Origin of the sequence: Prochlorococcus sp. MIT 1201, assembly GCF_047303415.1 — a bacterium.
Lineage (GTDB): Bacteria > Cyanobacteriota > Cyanobacteriia > PCC-6307 > Cyanobiaceae > Prochlorococcus > Prochlorococcus marinus_D.
Genome location: NZ_CP138947.1, coordinates 2356187 through 2370063, shown reverse-complemented (window position 1 = coordinate 2370063; position 13877 = coordinate 2356187). Strand labels below are relative to the sequence as shown.

The 13877-nt window shown below is 48.9% G+C and carries 15 protein-coding genes; 5 read left to right on the top strand and 10 right to left on the bottom strand.

Annotated features, from left to right (window positions below; all coding sequences use genetic code 11):
- Nucleotides 1-74: 74 nt before the first annotated feature.
- Entirely contained in the window at nucleotides 75-323 is a 249-nt protein-coding gene (locus SIB41_RS11455; protein ID WP_413359087.1) for a hypothetical protein, read from the bottom strand.
- A gap of 1422 nt (nucleotides 324-1745) precedes the next feature.
- On the opposite strand from SIB41_RS11455, the gene SIB41_RS11450 reads away from it, so the two are divergent.
- From SIB41_RS11450 to SIB41_RS11440, 3 genes are read left to right on the top strand one after another with little or no spacing between them, the layout of a single operon-like run.
- Nucleotides 1746-2660 (top strand): AAA family ATPase, encoded by a 915-nt coding sequence (locus SIB41_RS11450; RefSeq protein ID WP_413359086.1) that lies wholly within the window; start codon nucleotides 1746-1748, stop codon nucleotides 2658-2660.
- On the top strand, nucleotides 2657-3589 hold the full coding sequence (locus SIB41_RS11445) for a DUF58 domain-containing protein (RefSeq protein ID WP_413359084.1): 933 nt from the start codon (nucleotides 2657-2659) through the stop codon (nucleotides 3587-3589). The genes SIB41_RS11450 and SIB41_RS11445 overlap by 4 nt, the downstream gene beginning before the upstream one ends.
- Nucleotides 3586-5589: a transglutaminaseTgpA domain-containing protein gene (locus tag SIB41_RS11440; RefSeq protein WP_413359081.1), complete on the top strand. Its 2004-nt coding sequence runs from the start codon at nucleotides 3586-3588 to the stop codon at nucleotides 5587-5589. The genes SIB41_RS11445 and SIB41_RS11440 overlap by 4 nt, the downstream gene beginning before the upstream one ends.
- Before the next feature lie 260 nt (nucleotides 5590-5849).
- Here SIB41_RS11440 and SIB41_RS11435 read toward each other — a convergent pair whose 3' ends face one another.
- From SIB41_RS11435 to SIB41_RS11415, 5 genes are all read right to left on the bottom strand, one after another.
- On the bottom strand, nucleotides 5850-6599 hold the full coding sequence (locus SIB41_RS11435; protein ID WP_413359078.1) for a hypothetical protein: 750 nt from the start codon (nucleotides 6597-6599) through the stop codon (nucleotides 5850-5852).
- Between the two features lie 195 nt (nucleotides 6600-6794).
- Nucleotides 6795-7277, bottom strand: coding sequence for a zf-TFIIB domain-containing protein (locus SIB41_RS11430; RefSeq protein WP_413359076.1), 483 nt, complete (start codon nucleotides 7275-7277; stop codon nucleotides 6795-6797).
- A gap of 443 nt (nucleotides 7278-7720) precedes the next feature.
- Nucleotides 7721-8053, bottom strand: a complete 333-nt coding sequence (locus SIB41_RS11425) for a hypothetical protein (protein ID WP_413359073.1) — start codon at nucleotides 8051-8053, stop codon at nucleotides 7721-7723.
- A gap of 429 nt (nucleotides 8054-8482) precedes the next feature.
- Nucleotides 8483-9604: a phospho-N-acetylmuramoyl-pentapeptide-transferase gene (gene mraY, locus SIB41_RS11420; RefSeq protein ID WP_413359070.1), complete on the bottom strand. Its 1122-nt coding sequence runs from the start codon at nucleotides 9602-9604 to the stop codon at nucleotides 8483-8485.
- Nucleotides 9605-9665: 61 nt separating this feature from the next.
- On the bottom strand, nucleotides 9666-9941 hold the full coding sequence (locus tag SIB41_RS11415; protein WP_041374996.1) for a DUF3134 domain-containing protein: 276 nt from the start codon (nucleotides 9939-9941) through the stop codon (nucleotides 9666-9668).
- A gap of 81 nt (nucleotides 9942-10022) precedes the next feature.
- Here SIB41_RS11415 and SIB41_RS11410 point away from each other — a divergent pair, with 81 nt between their 5' ends.
- A complete protein-coding gene (locus SIB41_RS11410) occupies nucleotides 10023-10253 on the top strand; it encodes a hypothetical protein (RefSeq protein ID WP_413359068.1) in 231 nt (76 codons plus the stop codon).
- Complete coding sequence (locus SIB41_RS11405; protein WP_413359066.1) at nucleotides 10253-11458, top strand: argininosuccinate synthase; 1206 nt, start codon at nucleotides 10253-10255, stop codon at nucleotides 11456-11458. The genes SIB41_RS11410 and SIB41_RS11405 overlap by 1 nt, the downstream gene beginning before the upstream one ends.
- Before the next feature lie 21 nt (nucleotides 11459-11479).
- On the opposite strand, the gene SIB41_RS11400 is transcribed toward SIB41_RS11405, so the two are convergent.
- From SIB41_RS11400 to SIB41_RS11385, 4 genes are all read right to left on the bottom strand, one after another.
- A complete protein-coding gene (locus tag SIB41_RS11400; RefSeq protein ID WP_413359064.1) occupies nucleotides 11480-11926 on the bottom strand; it encodes a hypothetical protein in 447 nt (148 codons plus the stop codon).
- Nucleotides 11927-11970: 44 nt separating this feature from the next.
- A complete protein-coding gene (gene rpsF / locus SIB41_RS11395; RefSeq protein WP_011131623.1) occupies nucleotides 11971-12345 on the bottom strand; it encodes a 30S ribosomal protein S6 in 375 nt (124 codons plus the stop codon).
- A 77-nt stretch (nucleotides 12346-12422) separates the two neighbouring features.
- The gene (locus tag SIB41_RS11390; RefSeq protein ID WP_011131622.1) at nucleotides 12423-12887 is read right to left on the bottom strand and encodes a Tic20 family protein; all 465 of its coding nucleotides are present in this window, start codon (nucleotides 12885-12887) and stop codon (nucleotides 12423-12425) included.
- A gap of 24 nt (nucleotides 12888-12911) precedes the next feature.
- Nucleotides 12912-13823, bottom strand: coding sequence for a shikimate dehydrogenase (locus tag SIB41_RS11385; RefSeq protein ID WP_413361539.1), 912 nt, complete (start codon nucleotides 13821-13823; stop codon nucleotides 12912-12914).
- Nucleotides 13824-13877: the final 54 nt, after the last annotated feature.

The window sequence follows — 13877 nt, the reverse complement described above, 5'->3', positions numbered from 1 at the left end:
GGTGTTGATGATGAGTTGATCTTCGCGCTCGGCTGGTTAGGGGAATTGCCTTAAAAGTGGTATTTGAGATCCCTTTACACTTTGAGATCAGGGATCAGCGTGAGCTGTCGAAAGGCTGGTTCTTCGCTGATGAACCCCCAGGCTTCGAATACATCGGGATCAGGATGAGTGATGCGTTGTTTTTTCATGTTCTGTTCCAGCCGAAAGCCTTCTCGGGCCATGCGTCGCATCAGACTTGCAGCCTCTTCGAAACGGTAAGCCATGGCTTCAAGGCTTGCGCAGTCGCTTGTGAGACCAGCCTCTTTCCAAGTGAAGTAACTCATTTTTTAATACAACAGATTGATGGTGATGACGACTGGGTGTTTGAAGCTTCGAGATTACGTAGACCACATTTGCTATTGGGCTGGTATGGATTTTTCTCGTTGGCAGTTGCTCTGTGTGAAAAGTTCAACCATTTTCGTCGGACAAAACTGCCCGACGGAGAGAGGCTGTCCTCAATAAGTACGGCACAATTGAGAATTTCTGGCTTTTGCTCCCATTGGCTTTGTTTGCACCAGCAAAACGCTCATTTTGCTTGATAAGACTTGGATTTAGTGAGTCAAGGATGCTGCTCCGTGAAGTGCCTTCGGGGGGGTGTGCTTGATAAGTCTCAAAGGAAGCAAGGCCAATGTGTAAACAAAGAACGGGATGTAGAACTTTGGATCTTCACGTGTGTGTCCAACGTAGGTGAGCAGAAAGACGGTCCAAAGCCAGTGGATGCCAATCAAATGAAGTCTCTTTCAATGTTTCATACCCATCCATTGCTGAGCTCGATCAGTGGAAGTTAAGGCCATCAGGAAAATAAACAGATAACCAATACCACCGAAAATCCACTTACCCATCGGTTGATCTTCGAGGAAAGGTTTTGGGAAGTTCAAAGAGATCAATACAATTAGGATGAGGTGAATGAAGTGCGAGGCTGCAAAGCTCAGTCCGATGTAGCGCCTGTTGTGAAGAGTCTAGGTTGTAAAAGGTGTTTTCCAGAGTGAATAGACACTCGATGCGGTAAAGGCAATGGAGAAGAGAAATAGAGAGCTTCTACCGGTGTAATCAATGCATGAAATGATCGTTTCGGCATTCCATCCGCTCAAAACGAAAAAGATGGTAAGCATCAGAAGGATCATGCCAGCGACCCAAGTAGTGATATTCCAGCCCTGTAGTTTCATGACCTTCATTTCGGTATTGATATTCTGGAACTGATACGAGTTGCTTGCAAGAAGTGAGTTTAAAAGTGCATCTTTATTTCATATAGAGGTAGGGATTCTGCCAAACGTCTACCCTCTTGAAGGGCCTGTAAACTTTTGTCAGGCCCGATGAATAGATTAGTAATGATGCATCTCATCAGTCATTTGATGTAAGTATTAGCGTAGTTAGGTAGTAAGGAAAATAAAAAACCATGTAATCCACTTTCGCCTGAGCTTATTTTCTTGGTAGCTTTTGAAGGTTTGATAGTCTTGGCTATTAGCTATTTTGAGTGTTGCTTAAAAGGCCAGTGAGTATTAGGAGCCTAAGGCTTAAAATTCATAAAATAAGTTATCAGACAAAAGTCTTGCCTTAGGAGCCTTCGCAGTGATCGATACCACAAATAAGTCAACTAATCAGCGAGCATATTTTTAATCACGTGAACTACGTATCGTGGACTTCCCTGGCCTTTTACCAGCGCAGTAATACGCGCTTAGGCTTGATAGGGAATTGTCGTGTTCTGCATGTCCGCAACACTCCCCCAGCTGCTAGATCAGGTGTTGCATCAGATCAATGGCGTTGTTTTAGGCAAACCCCAGCAGGTTCGTCTTGCCGTTTCCTGTCTATTAGCACGCGGACATCTATTAATTGAAGATCTTCCTGGAATGGGAAAAACCACCTTGGCGGAAGCCTTGGCTCGCAGTTTTGGCCTGACCTTCAACAGGGTTCATTTCACAAATGATCTTCTACCTGCTGATCTCATCGGCGTATCGATTTACGAAAAAAAAACCGAAACCTTTCAGTTCCATCAGGGGCCGTTGTTTTGCAATGTGCTGCTTGCCGATGAGATCAACCGCGCCAGCCCACGCACTCAGAGTGCCCTCTTGGAAGCCATGTCTTCCAACGTAGTCAGCGTTGATGGCATCAGCCATCCATTACCTCAGCCATTTTTTGTGATCGCAACTCAAAACGGTTTGGATCAAACCGGCACATCGCCACTACCTGAATCACAACTCGACCGCTTTCTGATGCGGCTTTCAATTGGTTTTCCCGATCGAGATGCCGAGCGTAATTTGCTTTTAGGCCATGCCAATCCAGTGGATCAGTTGGAGAACGGCATCGATTGCCGTGGCTTGATCGAAGCCCAGCAGCAATGCAGTGATTTAACAGTGCAAAGCTCACTTGTGGACTATGTACTCGATCTATTAGCAACCAGCAGATACCAAAAGAGTCCTGCCGCGCTCTCACCAAGAGCAGGCCAAGGCCTCATCGCCGCTGCCAGGGGCTGGGCACTACTAGAGCAGCGCAAATACGTCACCCCAGCTGATGTGATTTCCGTGTTTACAGCTATTGCTGAACACCGATTGGATGCTGGTCAACCAAGAGGCCCAGACAGCCTTAGCGAACATTTACTCAAACAGGTGGACGCCATTCGATGATCCAGGGTCTTCGCAAGCGGCTGAAGCAGCGTCTTACCCGTGAAGGAACGCAGCTAACCCTCAGCATGCGCAAGCTCTACATCCTGCCTTCAGCTTTTGGCGGACTCTGGCTGCTTGGTATCGCAGTGCTCTACCTGATTGGCATTAACAGCAACAGCAATGGGCCATTACTTCTGGCCTTTCTCTGCTCCGGCCTGTTCCTGTTAAGCATGTTCCTCACTCAGTTCAACCTTCAAGGACTTGAGCTCTCCATTGCCGCAGTTGATGCTGGCTTTGCAGGTGAACTGGTGCCTTATCCCATCTGTCTTCAAAGCCGCCATGAGAGGTATGGGCTGCGGCTTGTATTCAGCCATCAACCCTTAATGGTGCAACCATTGGTGCCAATAGGTATCTCCTTGGCACAACCATGTTGGCAACCAAGCCGGCGAGGCCTCCAAACGCCTGGGCGACTCAAGATTTTCTCAAGGGCACCACTAGGCCTTTTCGTCTGCTGGAGCTACTGGATGCCAACCCAACAACAACTTATCTATCCCAAGGCTGTTTCAGGTCCGGTCATCGAACAGTGGCGACCATGGCAGCAAGAACATCAAACCACGAGCCATACAAACCATGCCAGCGGCACAGACGACTTCCAGGAACTCAGGTCCCATCGACCGGAAGAAGGTCTCCAACGGGTTGCATGGAAACAACTTGCAGGAGGGCGTGGCTGGCTGACAAAACGCTTCAGCGCCGCAGCCGCAAGTCAACGCGTACTCAAGCTAGATCCGCAGTTGCCCTTCGAGACAGCTCTTGAGCACTTGACGGATCGAGTCATGAAGCTCTGTCAAAGCGATCAGCCCTTTGCCATGGAACTACCAGGGTGCAACCTGCCCCATGGCTGTGGTAGGCAACATCGCGACGCTGCATTGCAAGCCCTGGCTTTGGCATGAGCAATATCCGCCTTGCCATTTATTTGCAAAGCGGATCATTGGCGACGTTATGGCTCCAATTGCTGAGCATGCGTGAAGCCCAGCCGATGGTGTTGATCAGCTTGCCGTTACTCATTTTTCTGAAATTGTGGTCGCCCCCTCTACTTCAACGTCCGGGCTGGCTTCCCAATGGTTTGCTGTTTGGCTTGGGAATGGCCTGGCTAACCCAGACTTCGCTCGGTGCGATGAGCGGTTTGCTGATCAGCTGCGCCAACCTGTTTTGGCTATTAAGCGGTCTCAAGCTGCTGGAAGCTCTCCAGCCAGCGGCGATTCGTCGCACTGGTCTGCTGCTTTTACTAGCCATTGGGATGGCTGGTGTTTTCGCCCAAGGGTTGGGATCCAGTCTGATGCAAGGGATCTCAGCTTTTCTGGCAGTGGGGTCTCTACTGGGCCTGGAGCTTGGTGCCGCAAAAGGCCCCGGACTTCTACAAACTCTGCTGCTTTTGGTGAGCGTCAGCCTGCCGCTGATGGTGGCCTTGTTTTTGCTTGCACCGCGAATTGGGCCCCTATGGCAATTGCAAACTGGTCATCAGACAGGCCTTAGCGATCAACTGGTTCCAGGCTCAATTGCCTCCCTGGTTCAAAACAATTCCACAGCTATGCGCCTGCAGTTCAAAGGCATGGCTCCTCCTCCTCCTGCTCAGCGGTATTGGAGAGTGATGGCGCTGAACGAGTTCGATGGTCGCCGCTGGTCGATCTCCAAGGCAGAACCGAGCCTGGCCTCACCGACACCGCCAACTTCGGAGGCCTTACTACCGCAACAACTGGTGCTGCTAGAAGCCAACAACCTGCATTGGTTGCCATGGAATGGCCGTGGTCTACCCATGCCTTCTGAGATTCGTCGCAGCAACAACGGCGGTCTTTGGCAACCAATGCCAGTGCAAAGCCGCATTGTTTACAGCCTGGTAGCGGCGGGCCCTGATGCGAAAGAGCCCTGGCGCCAACTGCCTTCCAGACCGACTGACAAGTATCTTCCCAACAACAGCAACCCACGTTTAAAAGCTCTAGGCAATCAATGGAGTCAATTGCCCGAACCCGAACAACGTCTGGAGAGAGCCAAGCGCTGGTTTCTCGCTCAAGGCTTCCGCTACACACTCAAGCCTGGTCTTCTTCCTTATCGAGATGCCCTTGATACCTTTCTCTTTGTAAGCCAGAAAGGATTCTGCGAGCATTTTGCTGCTGCTTTTACTGCTTTAATGCGGGCCGCTGATGTCCCCGCCAGGGTTGTGATTGGTTACCAGGGCGGAGAATGGATACAAGATTTAGGCAATGAAAACGGTCACCTTAAGGTGACACAGGCTGATGCACATGCCTGGAGTGAAGTCTGGCTTCCAGAGCGTGGCTGGATCCGTGTAGATCCCACCGGGTGGGTCGTGCCAAGCCGCCTAGAGCAGAATCTTTTCAACAGTCTTGGCGCCGCAGGCAGCAGCGATGATCAACGTCTGCTGGCCAATGCACCTAGCTGGATGCGATGGCTGCAAGGGCATTGGCAAACCCTCGATTTGAACTGGAACTTATGGGTGATGCAATTCGACCAGTCCAAACAGGAAGAACTGCTGCGCAAGCTTTTTGGTGCTCATGCCAGCCGCTGGCAAGGCACACTTTTACTGGCAAGCATTGCCATGTTGCTTGCAGTCGCTCTTGTGGTGCTGGGCTGGCTACAACCAAAAAACAAAAACAAACTTCGCAAGGAACTAGATGACTGCATGCGAAGACTGGGTATCAAACTCAAAGAGGGAGAACCGCTTGAGTCATGCTTGAGGAACAACAGGCTGTCAGCAAATCTCAACCAAAAGCTTGCGCAGCTCGTGATGGCCTATCAGGAACACCGGTTTGCCGAGAACCCCAGCACTCCTCAACGCCAGTTGATCATTCAGTTGCGCACGCTCAGGCGTCTGAAAAAGACAAACTTCATTTCTCAATTCAGAACGCGTGCTAAATCATTAATAAAACCTGGCTGAAGCCAGACTACAAGTCTTAAAACAACAGCTTTCCAACAAATAAGCCATCGATCAAGATAGCAAGAGTGACCGGAAATGATAACGAAATTATCGCTGACTAATGTTATGACATTCTCACGGCTTATTTACTTAAGAGCGAGTAAATAGTTAGGGGTGATAAATTAGGTGGTTCTTATAGTTTTGTTGAGTGATAAGAGGGATAAATATTTTATCCAGAGTTGGTTTCTGGTTGTAAGATTGGATATCAGCTAAATTTTTTATCAGTTGCAGTAATGATCAAGAAGCTTACGTGCTTTTCCAGGCTCTCTGCTATGGGAATAGGCTTCGCGCTCTATTTGCAAATTGTCTTTGAAATTTATTGCGTATAAAGGGTGAGAAACCTTTTCATCTATAGATACGGAATATTTGAGTGGCAGTCCAAGGGGGCGCGGTTTATTATTAATGGAACCTGACGCACAACTTTGGGCCACATGGATTGCTTCGTGGCTTAGCGCTTCATGAAAATCTGGCGTTCCATTGTCAACTAATAATTGTCGAAGTATTATTCGATTGCTTGACGGATTCCATGTTCCTACTGCTTGAACAGAATGTGTTTCTCCGATAAAAATGGGTATCCCAAGTGACCTCAACTTTTTGATAAGTTGAGCAATACCAGTTTTTTCGGCCTCAAAGTTACTGGGGTTCTTGATTCTTTCCTTTAACTCCTCCAACGTAAGGGTTCCTTCATGAAGTCTTTTTTGATATGTATAGCGCTTTGAGCCATCTGCCATTGTTATAACCTTTGGCCTCCATCTTTTATCTGCAGAAGCCAGACGGTTGATCAATGCCGAAACATTGGTGATCTCCTTTAAGTCATGAGGATGATTGGAACCAGGAGTTCTGCTCTTGCTATGAACATTTTTTCGCCTTGCTGACTCATCTGTTTTTCTTGTCGGAAAGTTTGCCGGTTCTTTATTGCAAGAGGAGACAAGCAACGATAAAAAGGTTGCCACAAAAATAAAGCTCTTCATGAATTATTTAAAAAGCTTTCTCCATGGCTTAGCTAGCATCATTAGTTTTGAGAAGTTCTCGTTTAGAGGTTTCTGCAAAGACATAGAGTTTATTGACCAGGTCATTAACGTGCTGATGGAAAGACCAAGGCTGGCTTTAAAGCACAATAATCATGTTAGCGCTGTTGTCATGGCTGATAAGCTTTATAACCTAGTTTAGTGGATGAATTTCAAAATATTGCCCATTCTTATTTGTTTGTTTTTATTAGTGTAGAGCTGCTCATTCTCCTTATCTATCTCACGCTGGAATAGTTCATTGTATAGGTTTTCTGTAGCGATTTTCTTGTCTTCTTCAGAGGGATATAGGCCCCTTACTTTATTTAATTCTCCACCATCTAGCCAGATTCCACCACAGTTTGCACATTCATCGACCACCACCTTTCTCTTGATGCTGAAGTAATGTCGCATGAGCTTAATATCAACACATTTGGGGCAATTCCTTCTTGTTTCTAAATCTACCTTGATATTTGAATTAATTTCAATGTCAAGAAGTTGGCCAGCCTCTTCGTGCGGCTCGTCGAATTTCTTTAACTCATAATTGTCAAACCATATTCCACCGCAGCCTCCTTGGCATACATCAAGCTCTGTGCCGCAAATGCTTATATGTGTTGTTTGTCTCTCACATGCTGGGCATTGCATAGTGACTTTACTCCTTTTATTTATATAAAACTATAGACGACTTAAGCCTTGCGACCATAATGTTGCTAAAAGCGCTTGACAATGCTGCTGTCCCTATCACAGTAAGAGAACTTGGCATGGACTAGTGAGCGATAGCAATCGCATAGTTGTTTCTATGCAGATGATTCTTTAAAGCCACACAAAATTTCTGGCAAGTATCTCGCCAATTTTTGAATTCAGCACGAGCATTTTCGATAAAGTCAGGCAATAAATGCTAACTGTATTGTCGCTATAGCTTTGAAAGCCAAGATTTGCATATTGTCGCTTGTTTAGGCTGTGCGACTCTGAGCTAGTATTTTTTACCAATACATCAGAATTGCATTTATTTTGCATGGATTTTGTGGGAACAAAAAGACGGTTAAATGTCGTCTGTAAGGTGGCTTTACAATCTTGGCATCCTCCATTTAAATATTTTGATAAACGGTAGCTTGATAAGATTTGGACTTTAGAGATTTCAGGGCGCTGCTCCGTGAGGTGTCTTTGTGGTTGTGTGCTTGACAAGCCTCAAAGGGAGCAAGGCCAATGTGTACATAAGGGAAGGGGATGTAGAACTTTGGGTCTTCACGTGTGGGTTCAACGTAGGTGAGCAGAAAGACGTTCCAAAGCCAGTCGCTGTCAATCCAATTAAGTCTCTTCCAATTTTTCATACCCATCCATTGCTGGGCTCGATCAGTGGAGGTCAAGGCCATCAGGAAAATAAACACATAACCAAGACCACCGAAAATCCACTTTCCCATCGGCTGATCTTCGAGGAAAGGTTTTGGGAAGTTCAAAGAGATCAATACAATTAGGATGAGGTGAATGAAGTGCGAGGCTGCAAAGCTCAGTCCGATGTAGCGCCTGTTGTGAAGAGTCTAGGTTGTAAAAGGTGTTTTCCAGAGTGAATAGACACTCGATGCGGTAAAGGCAATGGAGAAGAGAAATAGAGAGCTTCTACCGGTGTAATCAATGCATGCGGTGATCGTTTCGGCATTCCATCCGCTCAAAACGAAAAAGATGGTAAGCATCAGAAGGATCATGCCAGCGACCCAAGTAGTGATATTCCAGCCCTGTAGTTTCATGACCTTCATTTCGGCATTGATATTCTGGAACTGATACGAGTTGCTTGCAAGAAGTGAGTTTAAAAGTGCATCTTTATTTCTTATAGAAGTAACTCATGCCAGCACTTATGCAGTGGGGCGTAATAGCAGACCCAACAGCACTAAGCCTCCAGTGCTTAACCAAAATCTTCGCACCACCATTTGCTCGTCGGCACCTCCGATTTCATAGTGGTGGTGAAGCGGGGCCATGCGGAATACTCGTCGTCCAACGCCGTCAGTTCCTTTGGTGGCTTTGAAAACCCATACCTGAATAATCACAGAAAGGGATTCAGCCAAGAACACACCACCCATGATCAAAAGCGGCCAGAGGCTGTTGGAGAGGATTGCGACTCCACTCAAGGCGGCTCCCATTGCTAGTGAGCCTGTGTCGCCCATGAACACCTGGGCTGGGTTGCGGTTGTGCATCAGGAAACCGAGCCAGGCCCCTGCCATTGCCATGCAGAAGCCTGCAAGTACAGGATTGCCATCATTACCTCTGAGCATCAGTTGCACGGCTAGTCCAGTGAAGACAAGCGCCCCGCAGCCACTGGCTAGCCCATCGAGTCCGTCGGTGAGATTGGTGGCGTTGCTTTCCGCTAAGAAGACGAACAGTGCTAGTGGCCAGATCATGAATCCCATCTGGATGGACATGCCAAGGGGCAGGGCGATGCTGGAGCCGATCCAGTGTTGCCAGCCCGCCCAAGCGAGAAAGATCAGGGCGGCTGCGGTTTGAAGTAGAAGTTTTCCCCGAGGGGTAAGACCAGTGTTGGTTCCGCGCGTGAGACTGCGCCAGTCGTCGAAGCCACCGATCACCATGTAAGCCAGGGTGATGCATGACAGAGCTAGTAGTTGCTCGCTGCTTTCGCCATTCACACTGACGCAACTTCCGATGATGAGCCCCACTGGCACGACTAGCAGCCCACCCATGGTTGGTGTACCAGATTTGCGCTGATGAGTCTGTGGTCCGTCTTCTCGAATCACTTGCCCCATTTTTAGGGCCCTTAACTTTGGGATGCCCCAGCTTGCGATCAGCACTGAAATCAGTGTTGAAATCATCAACGGCAAGCTCAGCAGACTGTTGGCTATTAAGCGGTCCGATGTGAAGCTTGCAGCAAAGATAACGATCCCGAGCAAGCTTGCGGACGTTGTCCCTTTAGTCCACCACCTTTGTGTATCCGTATCAGCCAATGGCTTCGGAGAGTTGCTCACGTCAGGGCTTGATTGGCGGTGCTTAATGAAGTGAGCAGGCTTCTTCGGTTTGAGAAAATGGCTATTCTTCCCAGTTTTCTTCTGTTTGTTCGTCGTCTGCTTTGTAATCTTCTTTCTCTCCCATCAAGGCTGAAAGCTCCTCTTCCTCTACTGTGCTGACCTCTGGTGAGGTGGATTCTTCATCGGCGACTAGCCTTCCACTTGCTTCGAGCCAACTCAGCAGATCTGGTTCTTCGCGTAGGGGCAAAACGGGGGCAGGTTCTGTTCTTCTATAGCGCGTAAGAGCAGGGTTGATGCCGTCGAGTGCGCTCAGGTTGATCGTATCGAGGGCGCTCATTTGTGAGGACATAGACCAATCCGCCAACATAGTTCATTGACTTCCTTTGATCAGGTGTTTTTTTCTTCCAAGCTGATCTTGATGGTTCTTGCCTGGGGCTTGGCCTTACTACTCAGCTTTGGCTTGCGGTTTTGGGGTCTGTTGCATCCTGAGCCTTTTGTAATTCGGCCCCTCCTGGTGGCGTTGTTGCTCTTTGCTCCTGCGGTTGGCCTCGGTATTTGGGTCATGCGGGTGGGATTTTCTTCGGCTGATTCCGGGTCTTTGGTCAACGGGAAGGGAGAATCTTTGAATTGTGATTCGGAGTCCAGTTGATGGGGCGTGCGAAGAAGGTGGTGCTTGCTTATTCCGGTGGTGTTGATACCAGCGTTTGCATCCCATACCTCAAGCATGAATGGGGGGTAGACGAGGTGATCACCTTTGCTGCCGATTTAGGTCAGGGCGATGAGCTTGATCCCATCCGCCTTAAGGCTCTTGATGCTGGTGCTAGTCAGTCTCTGGTGGGAGATTTGATAGAGCCTTTTGTAGAACAGTTTGCTTTGCCGGCGATTCGTGCCAATGCTCTTTACGAAGGTCGTTATCCACTGTCTACGGCTTTAGCTCGCCCCCTGATTGCTCGTCGGTTGGTAGAGGTTGCCAGGGAGGTCGGGGCCGATGCGGTGGCTCATGGCTGTACGGGTAAAGGCAACGATCAGGTGCGTTTTGATTTAGCCATTGCAGCACTAGCACCTGATCTCAAGGTGCTAACTCCCGCTCGGGAATGGAGTATGAGCAGAGAGGAGGCGATCGCCTATGGCGAACGCTGTGGGATCCCTGCCCCCGTGAGTAAGAAATCGCCTTATTCGATTGATCTGAATCTGTTGGGTCGGAGTATTGAAGCCGGTCCTCTTGAAGATCTGATGGTGGCTCCGCCCGAGGAGGTCTTTGCCATGACCTCCTCGATTGACGCTGCACCCTCTCAGGCTCAGGACATTGAGATCAGTTTTGAAGCTGGTAATCCTGTGGCTATTGATGGGGTGCGACTTGATTCGGTGGGTTTGATCAAGGAGGCGAATCGTCTTGCTGGACGGCATGGTTTCGGTCGCCTTGATATCATTGAGAATCGGGTGGTTGGTATCAAGAGTCGGGAGATTTATGAAACTCCAGGGTTACTTTTATTGATTCGTGCTCATCAGGAATTGGAGAGTTTGACACTTGCTGCGGATGTGTTGCGCATGAAGCGTCAATTGGAGATGCAATGGGCTGAGCTGGTCTATCAGGGGCTTTGGTTTTCCCCTTTGAAGGATGCTCTGGATGGATTCATGGATCGCACTCAGACTTATGTGAATGGCTTGGTGCGGATTCGTCTCCAAAAAGGCAATGCCATGGTGATTGGCCGGAGCTCTGAGACCAACAGCTTGTATATATCTGAGATGGCTACCTATGGCAGCGAGGACAACTTTGACCACAGGGCTGCCGAAGGATTTATCTACATCTGGGGACTTCCAAGTCGCCTTTGGGCAGCAGCTCGGCGAGGTTAAGTTGTGATCTTTTGATTAGTTTTATTGTGGAGATTGTCCTCTGCCTCCAAGCCATCTTGAGCGAAGCAGGGAAGGTACTCTTAATGGGTGAGGCTCCTCAAGCATTATTGACTCAGTTTGAATAGCATCGTTTTGAGTATGCGTGATTAGGCGATAGCGCTCTAGTAGGGGGATGAGTCGTTGTTGAAATTTTCGTTCGAAAATGTCAGGGAGTTCTTTTAGGAGTGCTTCGTATTCCTGGACTTGCTCCTTAAGGTCTTTGATTTGACTTTTAAGTAGATCTTGTTGGTCATAAGGATTTTCTTTGCAGTTAGATCTGATCTCAGCCTTGGTTAGCAGCAACCTGCCTGTTGATTGCCGCCATTTTTGGATGGCATCACGTCTGGTTATTGTTTTATTTTCTTGTTGTGTTTCCTGTTTCTTCCAAATGGGAAGAGGGGTCTGATGGTCCTGATGGGCAGTGCGCATGGCAGAAAGCTAACGCCAAGCAGCTTTTTCAACAATGGTGTTGATCAGGCTTCTACGGCTGCGGCTTCCTGCTGTTGTACTGGTTCAGGCTCACTCCCAGGGACGATTCTGGGCGCGGGTAGAGGGCCTTCTTGCTTCACAGTTAGGTAGCGAATCACGTCTTCACTGAGACGCATGGCTTTTTCCAGCACGGCCACTTGTTGTCCATTGCCGTTGTGGCTTAGCTGCACATAGATGCCTTCCTTGTGATTTGAGATTGGATAGGCCAGGCGACGCTTGCCACGCATTTGATTGTCGAGGACCTCTGCCCCAGCTTCAGTCACCATCTCGCGGTACTTGGTGACATGGGTTTCTACTTCCTCTTCCGGGATGTCCGGCCGGAGGATGTACATGGTTTCGTAATAAGGTTGTTGACTCATCAGGTGTTCCGACAGGGACTTAAAGGCTCACGGCAGTGAGCGACGGAACGACCAGCCTATCTCTTTGTGGTCAGTGTTTAGGAGAGCTGCATGCGAACGGCTTGGCTGATACCTGGCAGGTCTGGTTCACGTCCTCTTAGGCATTCGATGAGGGCGAAAATCACGATGGCAAGCATTGCCACCAGCACAGTGCTGGTTAGCGTTCGCAGCATGAAAGCACCACTAAGAGGTTGTAGAAGGATTTGGAAGGCATAGCCCAGCAGTACGACAACAATGTCTACGAGTAGTGCTTGCAGTGTGTTGAAGCGAAGAAAATAGGGAACTTTAGGGTTCCTTACAACGGCAAGAAATAGCAAGAAAAATATTAGAAGACTTCCGAACGGGATCCCTTGTTCCAGGATTATTAAAGGTAGGGCTGGAAGTGCAAGCAATTCAAGCAATGGAAATTGCACAAATAAACTTCGCCCAAATGGAATGGTGTCGCTCCAAGGGAGCATGTAAATCAGCACTCCCAGCAACCGTTGCCAGATAGGGATCAGCATGGGGGTCAGATCACTGCTATGACGCTAAACCGTGAGCCAGCTCAGAGCAGCTTTTCTCATCTCTTCGACAGGCACCTGGTTGTTGCCGCTCCAGAGCCTTAGAGAGGCAGCGCCTTGTTGAACAAGCATTTCGAGGCCATCTATGCAATGGCAGCCATGTTCAGTTCCTAAGGTCAGCCAGGCGGTTGGTTTTGGTGTGTAAATCAGGTCATAGAGAGTTGTCTTTGGGCTTAGGTTTTGCCAAATCTTCTTCCCCAGGGGCATTGGCGCTCTAGGAGTTGATGTTTCCGCACGGTTTTGGGACATGCCTACTGGTGTGGTGTTGACCACCAGATCGGCTTTGGTTAGCTGTTCAATCAGAGCAGGGTCCTGTTCGAGAATCCCTTGCAAGAGCACTTGGCAATCAGATTCGGAGCTGGCTGGGTTGGGCTGGAGATCATCGAGAAATCTCTTCAGCGCATCAGATCGGCGGCCAACCACCATGATTTGAGCCAATTTTAAATCTTGCAGACCTGCAACGACTGCTCGGGCGCTACCACCGCAACCGAGCACGACTGCACGACGCCCATGCCACTCGCACTTGCTTTCTTGAAGGGGTGCAATAAAACCGGCCACGTCTGTGTTGGTGCCTGTCCAACCGCCGTCGGCATGAGGGATCAGAGTGTTGACGGCTTTAAGTCGTTTTGCTAATGGGCTGAGCTCTCGACAGGTTTTGGCCACGTCTTGTTTGTGTGGGATGGTGATGTTCAGTCCAAGGCAGTTGATCGAACGCAGAGCGCAGAGCACATTTGCCAGATCGTTGGTTTCGCATGGCATGGCCATGTAGCACCAGTCGAGATTCATTGCAGCGAGGGCTGCGTTTTGCATCACCGGTGAGAGGGAATGGTGCACTGGTTGGCCGAGCAGGCCTATTAGGGAGGTTGTGCCGCTAATCATTCCCATTGCTTGATCGGTTCTATGCCCAGCCTGCCGGGCGAGCTGTTCGGGAAC